The sequence below is a fragment of the Methanospirillum hungatei genome (genome assembly GCF_019263745.1).
Taxonomy (GTDB): Archaea; Halobacteriota; Methanomicrobia; order Methanomicrobiales; family Methanospirillaceae; genus Methanospirillum; species Methanospirillum purgamenti.
In genome coordinates this window covers 121,564-137,021 of sequence record NZ_CP077107.1, presented here as the reverse complement: position 1 = coordinate 137,021, position 15,458 = coordinate 121,564, and the positions used below count along the sequence as shown (strand labels likewise).

The 15,458-nt window shown below is 37.4% G+C and carries 11 protein-coding genes; 5 read left to right on the top strand and 6 right to left on the bottom strand.

All coding sequences use genetic code 11. The features are described from left to right. Nucleotides 1-31 precede the first annotated feature (31 nt). Entirely contained in the window at nucleotides 32-883 is an 852-nt protein-coding gene (locus KSK55_RS00625) for a CheR family methyltransferase (RefSeq protein ID WP_214418314.1), read from the top strand. Nucleotides 884-896: 13 nt separating this feature from the next. Here KSK55_RS00625 and KSK55_RS00620 read toward each other — a convergent pair whose 3' ends face one another. Continuing rightward, nucleotides 897-1,160, bottom strand: coding sequence for a hypothetical protein (locus KSK55_RS00620; RefSeq protein WP_214418313.1), 264 nt, complete (start codon nucleotides 1,158-1,160; stop codon nucleotides 897-899). 109 nt (nucleotides 1,161-1,269) lie between these two features. Here KSK55_RS00620 and KSK55_RS00615 point away from each other — a divergent pair, with 109 nt between their 5' ends. Further along, a complete protein-coding gene (locus KSK55_RS00615) occupies nucleotides 1,270-2,478 on the top strand; it encodes a hypothetical protein (RefSeq protein WP_218607789.1) in 1,209 nt (402 codons plus the stop codon). Here KSK55_RS00615 and KSK55_RS00610 read toward each other — a convergent pair. From KSK55_RS00610 to KSK55_RS00595, 4 genes are all read right to left on the bottom strand, one after another. Next, nucleotides 2,475-3,059, bottom strand: coding sequence for a molybdenum cofactor guanylyltransferase (locus KSK55_RS00610; RefSeq protein ID WP_218607788.1), 585 nt, complete (start codon nucleotides 3,057-3,059; stop codon nucleotides 2,475-2,477). The genes KSK55_RS00615 and KSK55_RS00610 overlap by 4 nt on opposite strands. Before the next feature lie 6 nt (nucleotides 3,060-3,065). After that, on the bottom strand, nucleotides 3,066-3,530 hold the full coding sequence (locus tag KSK55_RS00605) for a methylated-DNA--[protein]-cysteine S-methyltransferase (protein WP_256664101.1): 465 nt from the start codon (nucleotides 3,528-3,530) through the stop codon (nucleotides 3,066-3,068). Next, nucleotides 3,527-5,548, bottom strand: coding sequence for an ATP-dependent DNA helicase (locus KSK55_RS00600; protein ID WP_218607787.1), 2,022 nt, complete (start codon nucleotides 5,546-5,548; stop codon nucleotides 3,527-3,529). Before KSK55_RS00600 ends, KSK55_RS00605 begins: the two co-directional genes overlap by 4 nt. 67 nt (nucleotides 5,549-5,615) lie before the next feature. Further along, nucleotides 5,616-5,984 (bottom strand): bacteriohemerythrin, encoded by a 369-nt coding sequence (locus KSK55_RS00595; RefSeq protein WP_256664098.1) that lies wholly within the window; start codon nucleotides 5,982-5,984, stop codon nucleotides 5,616-5,618. Between the two features lie 260 nt (nucleotides 5,985-6,244). Here KSK55_RS00595 and KSK55_RS00590 point away from each other — a divergent pair, with 260 nt between their 5' ends. From KSK55_RS00590 to corA, 3 genes are all read left to right on the top strand, one after another. Then, nucleotides 6,245-8,341 (top strand): NosD domain-containing protein, encoded by a 2,097-nt coding sequence (locus tag KSK55_RS00590; protein ID WP_218607786.1) that lies wholly within the window; start codon nucleotides 6,245-6,247, stop codon nucleotides 8,339-8,341. A 202-nt stretch (nucleotides 8,342-8,543) separates the two neighbouring features. Further along, on the top strand, nucleotides 8,544-10,076 hold the full coding sequence (locus KSK55_RS00585) for an amino acid permease (RefSeq protein WP_214418307.1): 1,533 nt from the start codon (nucleotides 8,544-8,546) through the stop codon (nucleotides 10,074-10,076). A 39-nt stretch (nucleotides 10,077-10,115) separates the two neighbouring features. After that, nucleotides 10,116-11,168, top strand: a complete 1,053-nt coding sequence (corA, locus tag KSK55_RS00580; RefSeq protein ID WP_218607785.1) for a magnesium/cobalt transporter CorA — start codon at nucleotides 10,116-10,118, stop codon at nucleotides 11,166-11,168. On the opposite strand, the gene KSK55_RS00575 is transcribed toward corA, so the two are convergent. Then, nucleotides 11,169-15,398, bottom strand: a complete 4,230-nt coding sequence (locus tag KSK55_RS00575; protein WP_218607784.1) for a PKD domain-containing protein — start codon at nucleotides 15,396-15,398, stop codon at nucleotides 11,169-11,171. It abuts the gene before it with no gap. Nucleotides 15,399-15,458 lie beyond the last annotated feature (60 nt).

The following is a 15,458-nucleotide window of genomic DNA, read 5'->3' as shown; positions in this document are numbered from 1 at the left end:
CTACCATTCACATTTTGTATATCAGATAATTATGGATAAAAAAATTGTTCCACCTGTATTTCCTCAAATAAATGTACCTCAGGTCAGTGATAAAGGCCTTCCGGAATTAATTCTAGATGTTCAAAAAAGACTTAATATTCAGTTGACAAGTTACAAACAGGACTATATAAAAAGGCGACTCTTATCCAGAATGAATTCAACACGGTCCAAGGATTTTGTTGAATACCATCAATTCCTGAAAACTCATCCTGAAGAGGAAGAAAAACTTCGGAATGCTCTGACCATAAATGTCACAAAATTCCTTCGTGATCCAGATGTTTTCAATCTGATAGGAAAAGAATTATTTCCTTCAATTATTCAGGAAAAAAGAACAATTAAAATCTGGAGTGCCGGATGCTCATCAGGTGAAGAGCCATATACATATGCGATTCTTCTTCATGAACTCAATAAACCTGGAGTAATTTTAAACAACGTAATCACAGCAACCGATATTGATGAAGAGATCCTGAAAAAAGCAAGAAATGGGATTTATGAAAAAAATGCCTTGGAAAATTTAAGTGAAACTCAAATATCCAGACATTTTGAAAAAACTGAAGATGGAAAATTTAGAATTAAAGATCACATTCGAAACATGGTCAGGTTTCAATCACATGATCTCATGAAAGGTGTGCCGGTTGCACGGATGTTCGATGTAGTATCATGTCGGAATGTAACAATATACTTCAATGAACAACAAAAGAAAGACCTCGTAAAATTGGTTCATGAAAGTTTGGGCAATAATGGCTATTATATCATGGGCATGTCAGAATACATGTCAAAAGATGTTGAGCATCTGTTTAAACCCTATAAACCAATGCTAAAAATATTTCAAAAACTTAATTAATAAGAGTCTCTTCTTATTTTTTTAAAAAACCCTTTTTCTTTGGAATCGGATCCAGTCCGGAAAGTTCCCGGTTTTTATCAACTTTATCTTCATGCGCCTTTATCTCTGAGTACATAATGTAAAAATTAAGACCCACCATTATTAAAACTAAAAATGTTCCAAGAAACAGTGCCAATCCCTGTGGACGAATTTCCTCAACCGTCCACATAATATAGAGTACCAAAAGTAACCCAAGTATATAAAAAGGTCCCCACATCCGGATATTCAGGTACTTCATGTGTGCTTCCAATTTTCATTTCATATGATATGAATCTCACGGAGCGATCTTCAAATCCTCATATAGATTTATAGAGAACTACATAATTCAAGCAGTCAAATGATACAATATGAATATCAGAATGCTTCAAATATGCATCTTTATCATCACCTCTCTAATTATTGGAACAATGCTTTCCGGGTGTGTGGAAGTTACACCACCTTCAGGAGAGCAGGAAGTTTCTGCTTATGGACCATCTTCAACTGGGGGAGATCTAAAAGATCTTGCAAAAGGTGAGAATACAGATGAAATAAATCAGAAGGTAAATATCAAACAGGATACAGGTGACTTGACGAAACCTACAGAACAACCGGTTACGGTTTTACCTGGAGTTGAAAATGGATCATTTGTAAAAGTCGTTCCCCGTAATTACGAAGAACTTCGTTCAGATACTCAAATATCATATCTGCCATACAATAGGCCAGTCTTTACAGAAGACAGACAATATATCACAATACAAGAAATGAAAAACCAGTCTTTTTCAAATAACGCATCTGCATATGCATATGAATTGAAAACTCCTCCATTATACATCGATTTAAATTTTTACCCGAAAATAGTAACAGATGAACAGGAAATATACAAAAGAACTGGAGACAAAGAAGGAACCATAACGTTTACAAAAACGCGACCTTCACAAGATGCCTGGTTTGAGATGAGAGTGTATGATATAAACACAAATCAGGAAATTCTTCGGGAAGGATATGGAAAAACCTATAGTCTGACGAATAAATCAACAGTAATCCGACGGGCAGGACATTTCCAGTTTGATTTTATGGGAGATTTTATGAATGCAGATATATCTATGAAAATCCCTGTCGATTCATCGACGGTAGAAAACTATACTCATGTTAACACAATAATAGAAGATCAGAAAATAAAATCCGGTTTATTACCAGATATTTTTCTTAAAATTGTAGATTTAGGTCCAAGTTGGCAACAAACCGGGCGACTCATCCATTCTCCTGATACATATTCAGTAATTTTTGTAAATCCAGTTTCAGGATCAAAAATTGCGCAGGATATTAAAAAATATTCTAATAACGATGTTGCTAAATCTCATTACTCAGAGACAAAATCTAAAAATTCAGGAGAAATACAAACTTCAATCATCGCCGGAGATGAAGGATATGGTTTTGAATCGGTGAGGAAAACAGGTATTGTGTTTGCTCAGGGAGAATATGTTGTAGAACTTACCAGTTTTTCTGTTCCTCCAGTCTCACTTGATGAGTTAAAAAAATATGCTTCTTTAATTTCTGGAAGGATTAATTCCCATTAAATATTAATTTTTGAAAGAGATTCAAAATCATTGACATTACAAAAAACGTTTAGATCCGGATCAATCAATCTTATATCATGGGTTGAAACAAAGTTTGTATGCAGTCCTTGAATAAGAGAAGAAAGCTTGCGGTCATCACTGGTTTCATAAAAATTCCGAACGGCATCTCGTCGATATACTGCACAAAGCGGTTCATATTTTCCATCATCCCAAACCGGTACAGCAGCATCATAACCTTTCGCAGCTTGAAAAAGATATACTATTACTGTACATGAGAGATAGGGCATATCACAAGCGGTTACAAAAAAATACTCTCCACCTGCATGCCATGCACCCGAATGAATACCCCCTGAAGGACCCTGACCTTCTCGAATATCGTGAATATATGAAATATTCTGAAATTCAGGGATGTCTTTTTTTTGGTCTTCATTTCTACAAACAATAAACAGTTCATCCATACATGCTGATAATTCTTCGACCTGTTTTTCAAGAAATGTTTTGTCCCCACAAATAAATTGGTGCTTTGGATAGCCACCTGCCCGAGATGCATGACCACCAACCAGGATAAGAGCAGTTTTCATAATGATTTAAATCCCATTTTTATTTGCATGCTTCATTTTCTTTAAAACCTGAGCCTCTAACTCTAATAACTCCTGTTTTATTGAAATATCTGGAGTGTATCCACCTAATCCATTCATTGCGACAACTCGATGGCAAGGAACAAGAATAGGTGTGAGATTTCTTTTCATAGCCATACCTACCACCCGGGCTCCCGTTCCCACAAGATCAGCAATTTCCTTATATGTTTTGGTCTCCCCATAAGGAATTTTTACTACCTGCCGGTAAATATCCCCATAGACTCCACAATCCTGCATATGAACACTAAGGAGCGGAGAAAGATCAATGGACTTACCCGCCAAAAACCGGGACAGAGGTGATGGGACCGGACCATCTATTGCCTGTTTTACAAACCTTATGCGACTTACCACTTGTGAATCATCCCATCGGATGTAAACATACCATAGACCAAATTTGATAGTTCCTTCCATCATTTCCATTCCTTCAATAAAGTAGGAAAAGATTGTATGGTAGTTTCCTGTATTTCCTGTTGCATCCAGCCAGGAAGCCGTTCTTTTATCGTTGGATCTAAAAACCGGTTGTCCCCCATAATCAGAACTCCCCGATCCTCTGGAGTTCGTAACACCCGACCAAGCGCCTGTAAAACTTTGTTGAGTGCAGGAAGTGTGTATGCAATAAATTTACCTTCTTCCCCATATTGCCGGGTATAATATTGCATTATCATCTGCCTGACCTGATTCCATGGTGCAAGAGGCAGACCGATAACCATCGCTCCAGTTAGCATCTCTCCACGGTAGTCTAAGCCCTCTGAAAACTTCCCTCCACATACTGCAAAAAGAATTCCCTTCTTTCCCATTGCAGGGAGATTAATAAACCGTGATAATAAAGCACCAGCCTCACTGCTCTCGCGAGGTTCAATGAATACTTCCCGATCATGTAAATGCATCTCAACCTCCCGTGTCACAGATTCAAGCATCTGGTATGAAGGAAACCAGACCCCGAGATTTCCTGGAAGATTACAAAATGCCTTGATATATGTAACCATTCGTTTTGTATTCTCTTCAGACTGACGTTGTGAAAATGCAGAGGTAATATCTGATGTTGCTAACAATGCCCGGTTCTTTTTTGGAAAATGATTTGGAAGAGAGAAGGTATGTATTGGATAATCACTTGGAAGAACACGGAAATAGAGTTGTTGATAACTTAACAATGGAGTTAGTGTACCGGAAATATATATTGAGCAAAAATGTTCTCTGGCTAGTGTCGACAAAGCAGGAGATGGATCGATATTACGGACCTCAAGGTAAATATTGTCATTGTCTTTTCTAAACAAAGTGAGATATGCGGGATTTGTACCTGAATTATGCAACCGATAGAGAAAACTCGAGAGTCGTTCGATCCCTGATGTCCGATAATCTCCTCGTTTATTATTCGCCTCCTTAATATTCTCAGCAAGATCCATAAAATCATCAACCACCTCTTCCATCGTTGTATAAAACGATTCACGAAGGATCATTCTGCTAAATATCTGAGGATCAAACCAGTCTTCAGTTTCAGTAGAACGACGAAGCCCGTCGAGAAATTTTTTAATACCAGGAATAAGCCGTCTGATCGCTTCAAGATCTTTGACATCTTTCCGTATGGAAGTGATATCATGGTCTGCTTGTTCAAGTGCCCGGTGATCAAGACTGACAGACATAATATCCTGCATAACATCCCCGCAGTTGTGGGCTTCATCAATAAGGAGGAGGACATCAGATGGTTCTCGCCCAAGATTCAGATAAAGTTGTTCCCGAATCTGGTCATCCATAATATGATAATAATTGCAGATGATGACATCTGCCTGTAAAGAAGCATGAGTCATGACCTCATATGGACAAATACTCTCACAGATCTCTTTTAACGAATCCGGAAGAATAGAACGTTCAATGACCCGCCCTGATATCTTTTTGCACCCCTCAGAAGGTACAAGTCGAAGTCCTCCACCCTTTTCATTCTGTACTGCAATTTTACTTCGAATAAAATATGGACAGATCAAAGGATGATCTGGATCATTTTTCCGGATCTGATCAAGTATTATTTTATCTCGTGTAGGATCCAAAGATCCTCTGTCAGCACGTTCCCGAATAAGCGCTGTAGAAAAGGCTTTAACGGCTTCACATTTTCTGTATGTATCACCAGTTCCACCAAGGGGACACATGGTATTTTTCCCTACCAGATACGAAAATTTTAAATCGGATTGTTTTTTCCGTATGAGCTCAAGCTCGCGAATATAGGTTGCAAGTTGAGATATTGTCCGGACTGCAACAATTATCTGACGCCCTTTTCTTACAGATAACAAGGATGAGATGACAGAGGATTTTCCAGATCCTGTAGGAGCATCAATAAGAAGAACTCCTCCGGATTTTGCTGTTTCAACAGCTTTCCGAAGCATCTCTTCTTGTCCTGGGCGATAAGAGGAATAAGCAAACCAGTCCTGCAACTCATTCATCTCTAGCTCATTGCCCTTGAACCATTAAAGATGATACGAATCAACCTGACTTCATAAGTCAAAAATTTTATATTAGACCGTTTTTATTAAATACACCGGAATATTTTTTATCAGTTCCTTTTATATGATTTGAAACCCAGTCACGTAGAAATGACATCAACTCCATTGATAATCCAAGTTTATTTGACTGATAAGCAGATATAAAAGATTCAATTTTTGAAACAAAAGCATCATGCTCTTTTTTATGAGAAAGAAGACCGATATAATTAAATTCTGTCATATACTTCTCTTCTGTGGAAAAATGGTAAACTGTATACGCAGCCAGCTCATCCAGAATTCCTGCGAGCATCTCCTTACTTTTTTTCTCCAACATCGCTTCATGGAGAGAATTTATTATATCAATCAATTTTTTATGCTGATTATCTATCTCTGTCACCTGAACACTAAGATCATCAGACCACTTCATGAGAACCATAATTCATCATCCTTATGCTATGGTATACCTGTATCATTTCTTTTTCGATACGAAACGTAATTTATGAAAATTATCTGAAAGATATATGTGGAGAGAAATATATTACTACTATGGATATTGCAGTATTTTCTAATCTGCATGTGAAAATTTCAATAAAATTGATTTTACTATGTATCGTATTTTTTATTTTCATTATTCCGGTGTCGGTTACATCTGATAGTATGTTTCATGAACAGAATAATTCTTTTAAAAACGATAATAATGAAATATCAGTATTACCATTCCAAATCACACAATCCGGCGTTTATTCTTTAAATTCGAATCTTATTCTAAACAATACTGCTATCACAATAACTTCATCAAATGTAATTATTGACGGTCAGGGACACAGTATATCCGGAAATCTGACACCAGGTTCGGTAGGGATTCTTATTTATTCTGAAAAATCAGAATTGACAAATATAACCATTCGGAATATTACCGTTCAGGAATTTGATATCGGCATCAAACTCCAGAATGTTTCACAATCGCTATATATTGAAACAGATGTACTTTCGAATTTACGATCTGGATTCATGATCGAATCTTCCAATTCAATAAAGATTTCAGAAGGAAAGATAAAAAATAACAGAAATGATATAACTGGCGGTTACGGAATTCAGATTTTAAATTCTCATCATATTATTGTAAATAATTCTCTTGTCACCGGAAATGGAAAGAGTGGAAAACCCAACTCAGGAGGAATTACTTTCTTAGAATCCACATATTCGGATCTTATCAAATGTCAGATCATATCAAATCCCGGATTTGGTATCAAGGGAGATTCAAAATCAGATTATCTTACCATTTCTGAATGCGACATCGTTGGAAATTCAGGTGATGGTATTATCATCAGCAATAGCAGAGATCCAACTATTCAAAAGTGCACAATTAATAAAAATAAAGAATCAGGAATAGAATTTTCACATGTGATGCATCCATCAGTAACTGGAAATCAGATTTCATCCGGAATGATGGGTATAAGTTTATCAGAAACATCCGATATGGTTCTATCCTATAACAAATTATCGAATAATAGAATCGGATTTGACATATCTGCTTCAAAAATTCAATATTTAAGTCATCAAATATCATCTTCGAATACCATAGATTCACGAAAACTCTTATATTTGAATAATGAACAGAACAAAACCATCGGGCCTTCTGATAATCCTTCATTCATACTAGCAGTCAATTGTTCAAATATTTCAATTTCGGAAATTGTTCTATCAAAGAATTGTGCTGGGATTATACTTGCCGGGTGTCAGAATATATCATTATCAGATATTTCATTCCTTGAAAACGGAATTGGGCTCTGGACTTTATTTAATACAACCGGATTAACCTGTACTCGTCTTCATGCAGAAAGAAACCTGGTGAGTGGATATTACCTCTCACAAACTCATCAATTTCAGTTACAAAACCTCTACGCACAAGATAGTCCATCCGGAATGTATATCCAAAAATCTGATGACGGGTACGCAGAAAAAATTTTTATTACCAGTATTTCCGGTCTGAAAAACAGAATGCCTTCAGGGATTACTTTAAGTGGGTGTAATAATTTTACAATAACACAATCCCAAATTTCTCAATGTTCATATGCAGGGCTCCTTTCAGATTCAACGAATCTAAATGTAAGCAGGAATGTTTTTTCAGAAAATTCATATGCCGGGTCTGTCATCCTTTCCGGACCAGTGAAAATTTTAAAAAATTCGTATCTTAAAAATGAAAATTCGGGTTTAATTGTTCGTGGAAACAATTCTGAAATTCTTGAAAATACAATTTCAGATAACACCATACAAGGTTTACTTTTATTAAATGGGCACCGGAATTTCATTGCTGGAAATGTCTTTAAAAACATAAAAAATTATGAATTGTCATCAGATGCAGCATTAAATAATTGGAATTATTCACCTGAATCCAGTTTAGATTCAACACGCAAGGGTGGAAATTTCTGGAGTGATCCCGATGGCGAAGGATATTCTGATCTTTGTTCTGTTGATACTATGGGGTACTGCATTGATCCTTACATAATAAATGCTGAAAATATTGATTATCATCCCCTGACTTTCAATAATACTTGGAAATCTCTTTATTTAACCACAGATATCAACCAGAATGGGCGTGAAGAATTACAGGATGTAGTTCTCTATATGAAAAAAGTTACTGCAGGAGAAGAAGAACTATTCGATTATAGTGGCGATGGAAAAATCAACCTCAATGATGTTGTGGCATTATTTAGAATAATCTCTCAAAAACAATCGAATAATTTTTCCTAAATTTAAAAATATATTTTTATTTTCTTCTTAAATTAAAAAAAAAATGACCATTATTCTTAAATTCCAATAGAAACTATTTTTTATTGAGATGCTGAAGTTTGGAAGCACATTTATCAAAGTATTTCAATTTGAGGTGTAATATGGAGATGAATTTTTCTAAAGAACAATGTAATAGACTTATTCTCCCACGGGGGCTTCAATAGTGACCGCTTCAGATCCAGATTCTGGATGCCTCCTTGATCATACTCCGGTTGATAATCCGGTTCCTCCAGCTGGAAGAGAAAAATCATTACGTCTTCAGCGAGGGATAAAACCATGGATGGCTAGTCTGATTGCCATAGGGGGTATTATTGGTTCAATATACTACCTTGGTTCAGGATATCTTATAGCTGAGATGGGCCCCAGTGTTATTCTTTTGTATGCTATTGGTGGGCTTGTTATCTGGACCGTGATGCAATCTTTTGCAGAACTGTTAGTTAATGTTCCCAGACAAGGCAATTTTATCAGTCACTCGGCGGAGTTTATATCTCCAACCTGGGCAGTAGGAACAGGATGGAGTTACTGGTTTAACTGGTGTGCTTACATCCCTTCTGAAGCGGTTGCAGGTGGCATTATCATGCATGTATTTGCTCCGCAACTCCCGATTGTTGCCTGGGCAGTAATTTTCCTCACAATGATTACTATTCTGAATATCATTCATGTAGGAGGATTTGGATTTGTTGAAAGTACCCTATCTCTCATAAAAATCATTCACAATGGAATATTTTGTATCGTTGCTGCATTAATTATTCTTGGAATAGTCGGTAATGGTGGATTCATAGGACTGAATGTTCTTTTCCCGCCAAACAGCGATCCATTTATGGACATCTTCCCGGCTGGAGTATTTATTTTAATCAGCAACCTTGCGTTAATCCTTGTAAATTTCCAGGGTTCTGAAATTGTTGGACTCGCAGCTGCAGAAACACAAAATCCAGACCGAATAGTCCCAAAGGCATGTCGTCAGGTTGTATATAGAATCCTTCGTGTTGATATCATTCCAATTCTCCTCCTGGTCATGATTCTCCCATACTCTGAAGCAGGTCTTTCAGACAGTGTGTTTTCCCTAGCATTATCAAAATACGGATTTAATGAAGTTGCAGGAATTCTATCATTCATTGTTCTAACAGCAGCATTTTCATGTGCAAATTCAGGATTCTATGGATCAGTCAGAGCTCTATACGGGCTTTCTTTGGAAGGAATGGCACCGAAGATCTTCTCACGACTGAATAAACAATGCATACCAATGTACGCAACGTTATTTACCCTTCTCATGTGCTGGGCAGTACTAAGTATGTGGTGGTTTTCTAATGGTGAAGGAGAGTTATATCTATGGTTACTTTCAGTATCTGCCTTTACTGGTGCAATTTGTTGGATATCAATCTGTTATTCACAGGTTGTATTTAGAAAACGGGTCTATCAACGTGGATACACTAAAAAAGACATCAAGGCTCCGGCACCACTGTCCCCATGGTTCCCACTCATGATCGGTGTGATCCTTGAGATATTTGCTCTGGTAATACTGGCATTTAATGAAGATTTAAGAGGCTCACTATACCTTTCTGTTCCAGCAGTCGCCATTCCAATGCTCATTTATGTCATTGGAAGAAAAACAGGAAAAATTAGTGGTATTAAAATACGCCATGAAGATGAAAAACCATTTGATGAACTTTTCCCGGAAAAAAATAACACCTCATAATCATAATTTTTCTATGCAACAGAGCATAGGGTGTAAGGTGTGACACATGAAAGCCACGTTTCAGTAAAAACCGGTCTGCCACCAGGTATTCCAATCTATATCGGAAAACAGGAACCAAATAGGACCACATTATCTGCTATTATTTATACTGAGCTTGATTTTCAGATAATAGATAATATACACCCGGATGATTTAAAAAAGATCAAAGAATTACAAGGAATTTGCTGGATACATATAACCGGACTTCAGGATATCGATACCATTAATTCTGTCCTTTCATTTTTTTCATTACATCCACTTATCGCAGAAGATATATTCAATACAAAAGGAAGGGCAAAGATAGAAGATTTTGGTGATTCTCTCTTTATCGTTTTGGATATGGTATTATCATCAAGTGAACAATGGCAGTCTCAAAAAATTAACATCATAACTAAAGATAATCTACTCATTTCCGTTGCAGAATCAGGCGATCCATTTGAAAATATTCGAGTCAGGGTAACACATCCAAATGGTAAATTTCGAACATATGGTACAGACTATCTTATGTATTCTTTAATTGATTCAATTGTTGACACCTATTTTTTTGCCCTGGAAAAAATTGAAGAATCTGCAGAAGAATTAGAAGAACGGGTGGTTCATGATCCAAAACCAGATATCATAAGAGATATTCAAACATTCAGACATAATCTTATCAGATTCAAGCGACAGGTCTGGTCACTTCGAGAAGTAATTATGCACCTTGAACGATCTGATTCTAATATTCTTTCAGATTCAATCAGGATATTTATGAGAGATGTGTATGATCATGTCATTAAAATCTCTGAAGATCTGGATGTTCACCGAGAAATGGCAGAAGGAATAATGGAGATTTACCTTTCCTCTGTTTCCAACCGGACAAACGAGATTGTCAGAGTGTTAACAGTTATTGCAGTCATCTTCATACCACTAACATTTATAACCGGAGTATATGGTATGAATTTTGCTTATCTTCCAGGAATAAACCATCCACTAGGGCACCTGATAATATTTGGAATGATGCTTGTCATAACTATCGGAATGGCAGTTGTTTTTAAATTTAAAAAGTGGATCTAATTAGATTACTCTTACAGCATCACGATATTTTTTTGTTGATACCCCGTATGGGCCTTTTACGGTAAGTGATACAGTGTATGTTCCAGCTTTGGAGTACATATGAATGGGGTTTTGATCTTCAGAAAACTCACCATCCCCAAAATTCCAAAGCCATGTTTCTATTGTTCCGGTAGATTTGTCTAAAAAGGTTACTTTCAATGGTAACCTACCACTTTTTCGGTTCAAGACAAAATCCGATATAGGCTTTGACAAACCATCTTCAAAGGATTCAAATGCTCCTGATTTAGAAACATTTGTATTAAAGGAAATGTTAGATGAAGATGAACCAATCTGAGAACTTTTGAGAACAGGTCCAACATGAACAACCTGATCAGCTGAACTGACTCCTGATGATCCATAAACTGTTAATGATACAATATATGATCCTGGCTGCGTAAACCGATGTGTCGGATGTTGATCTTCTGATACTGCACCATCACCAAATTCCCATAAATATCGATTTATTGCTCCTGTAGATGTATCAGTGCACTGGATGGAAAGAGGTACGATCCCTCCAGACGGAGTTAGATTAAATTTCGCAATTAATGGTTCAGGATAAGGAGATACAACCAGATACCCCTTTTTGCTCATTGCATTTGTTCCAGCAGGTCCAGTTACTTTAAGAGTAACTGAATAAATGCCAGTACTATTGAACTCATGGGATGGATTTTGTTCGTTTGATGTTGATCCATCACCAAAGTTCCATGACCATTCTGTTACTTTTCCGAGTGATTGATCAGTAAAGTTGACCAAGAGAGGTGCAAATCCAGTTCTTTTATCGGTTTTGAATTTCGCTTGTGGAGGAGTTAACAGAGAACCAACGGTAATGAAATCCTCTCTGACTTCTTCAGATGATCCACCTGGACCGCTGACACGTAGGCTTACAGAATAGGTACCTGCCCGAGTGTAGGTGTGAGAAACCACCTCTCCAAAATCTTTTCGTGAATCTCCAAAGTCCCACATCCATTCAGAGATAATTCCACTTGAATTACTTTTGAATGTAACATTGAGTGGGACTGGTCCGGACAGAGGAGTTGCTGAGAATGAAGCAACCGGAACAGAGGAAATATCAGTTACATTTATCAGATCATTACTGATAATTTCCTGTGTCCCTCCATTATATTCTCGAATAAGACGAATTGAATATACTCCTGGTTCAAGATAAGTATGCTCTGGTTCTGACGTATTGGTAGTTGAACCATCACTAAAATTCCACAAGAAAGATCCTGGCTCTGTTGCCCAGCTTGAGGAAAACTGAACAGTGAGTGGTGTAGTCCCTGTATTCGTCGATGCAACAATCCTTGGTATTTCCGTAATAATATTCGGATAGAATTTCGTGTCAGACTTTTCTGGTTCTTCTACCGTATGATTTGTTTCATTTTTTGATTCATTGGTGATTACATCTGGCAACTCTTGTTCTGCTGATTCTGTGACATTCCTCTTTAAAACCGTTTCATTTTCTATAATTTCAGAAATAACAAAAGGTCCTGATACATTCTCCTTTATTTCGTGCTGAATTGTTTCAGTTTTATTCTTTGTGAAATTGTTCCATTCTGCCGGATTAAGGTTTTTTTCTTCTGCCACCGTGAGTTTTCCAGACTCAGTCAGATTTTCTGGGGACATAATCTCCACAGGGATCGGTATAACGTTTAAAGGACCCTGAGAATGAATTATCAACGGCTCACCAACAACAGTATTCTCTCCACCCGGACCATAAACCGTAAGTTGAATCGTATAATTACCGGGTTTCGTAAAGGAATGAACACAGTCCTGTGTTGTTGCACTCTGACCATCACCAAACTGCCATAACCATGAAGTTATATCACCTTTAGACATGTCGGTAAACCGAATAGGACATGAAGTATTCCCTTCAGTCAGATTGGATGTATATAATGCGATAGGTGGAGGGATTGGCCTTGTTACATTAACAAACTCATTCTTAGTCAGAGTCCTGTTATTGCCTGCTTCATCCTGGATTGTCAGACTAACATTATAAAGACCTGGATTGAAATATGTGTGAACCGGATTCGTTTCTGAAGAAACAGAACCATCTCCAAAAGTCCACAAAAATCCAACCTCATTGCCAATTGTACTCTTATTAAATATCACGGTTAATGGGGCAGTGCCCTCCGCGGGATCAGCCTTTATTACTAATTCAGGAGATATGTCGGATCCGAGAACAGATATCATATCAACTTTCTTAACAACATCTGAACCACCAGGGCCACTCACTAGCAAAGATACGGTGTAAATACCTGGTTTCGAATAGATGTGAACAGGATTTTGTTCTTCAGATATACTCCCATCTCCAAAATCCCAGACCCATGAACTCATATCTCCGACAGATTTATCAGAAAATGCAACCGTTAAAGGTGCCTCACCTGAGATGGGAAGACTTGAAAAAGCTGCTCTGATAGGTATGGGAGTATATGTTGCGACAACAAGTCCTTCCTTCTTCACCTGTTTTGTTCCATCCGGACCAGTTACTGCTAAAGTAATATCATAGGTTCCTGGTTTTGTATATATGTGTGTTGGATTCTGTTCTGTAGAGTTTGCTCCATCACCAAATTGCCATGACCATCCGTTAATAATACCTGAAGATTCATCAGTAAATGATACTTTATGTGGAACATCTCCAGAAGTATTGTTCGTTGTAAATTCTGCCTGAAGAGTAGGTTGTGGAGAAGTAACTAAAATAACCGAAGGTTTTTTAATTTCATCTTTTCCATTTGGTCCTTTCACCATGAGTGTAATTGAGTATATCCCAGATTGTGAATAAGTATGAGTGGGATTTTTTCCTCTAAGGATCTTTCCATCACCAAAATCCCAGATCCATTCTGTGATATCACCAGACGATCTGTCAGTACATACTATAGGAAAGGGGGCCGGACCAGTGGTGGTGCTAATAATGAAATCAGCGACTGGAGGAAGAATATTGGGTGCAGAAGTATTTGTTAGGAAATCAGATGAATTCGGTATTTCAGGAGTTGGTTCAGGAGTAGTCACCAGAGGTATTTCCTCATATTCATCTGGGATGTTTGAAAAATCTGACTCAGGAACAGGAGTAAAAGAAGGGGTTGGAATAGGGGTTGGGACTGGAGTTGGTGGAGGAAGATCGGGCTTAACAGTAATATAAGAAGGCCGGGTAAGAATGTCTTCATTATGTGAACCAATTATTTTCAAACTAACTTCATATGTACCAGGTTTGTCATACACATGAACTGGATTGGCGACATCAGAATGGTGCCCGTCTCCAAAGTCCCATTCCCTTGAAAGAGCTAATCCAGTCAGTTCCTCAGAAAATGATACTTCCAAAGGTGCAACACCACTTACCGGATCACCAAGAAATCCTGCTTTAACCGGAGCACTAACCTGAATAAGACTAGATTTAAAAATGCTGTCTTTTCCACTATCTCCTTGTACAGTAAGGGACACATTATATGTCCCTGGACTCTGATAAATATGAACAGGAGATGACGCTGCTGAAGAAGTACCATCACCAAAGTCCCAGAGCCATGTGTGAACAGGACCAGTTGAATGATCAGTAAAACTGACCTTTAGAGGAGCAACTCCGGAAGAGTCAACTACAGACATTTCAGCATGAACAGAATTTACTGGAGAAGAGGTTTCTATTGAAGACTCGATTATTGATTCATTTGATGGTATCTCTGTCTGTGTTGATTCAGTTTGATGAAATAATTCGGTTTCATTATCAGTGAGATTTGCCAGATCAGAAACTATAAGATCACCATTCTGAATAGCACCAGGTTCTTCAATATTCGTATGTTCAGGAGATTCCAAATCCTCATACGATGTTGTTCCAGCTTCTGATTCAACAACAGTTATATATCCAATTCGGGTTTTTTTATCAGAACCGCCGGTCCCAATTACTGATAAAGATACAGTATATACTCCAGGCTCATAGTAAATATGAACCGGGTTTCCTTCTTGAGAAACTTCTCCATCACCAAATGACCATTCGTAATGATCAATCAGCCCACCAGATATACTAGAAAAAGTAACCATTAGGGGGGCAGATCCCTGTTGAATATCAACAAAAAAATCTGCATTTATTGTAGTATGCGCATTCTGAACGCTAATTGGTGGAATTTCTCCTGACGATAATCCGCCAAACACAAGGAGAGATATAATGAATATCCCAACAATACCATTCCTGTTACATAATTTCATAAGCCCAACCCATCGTGGTATAGCATATGGGTTTTTATATATAAAAATTATTATCTAAAA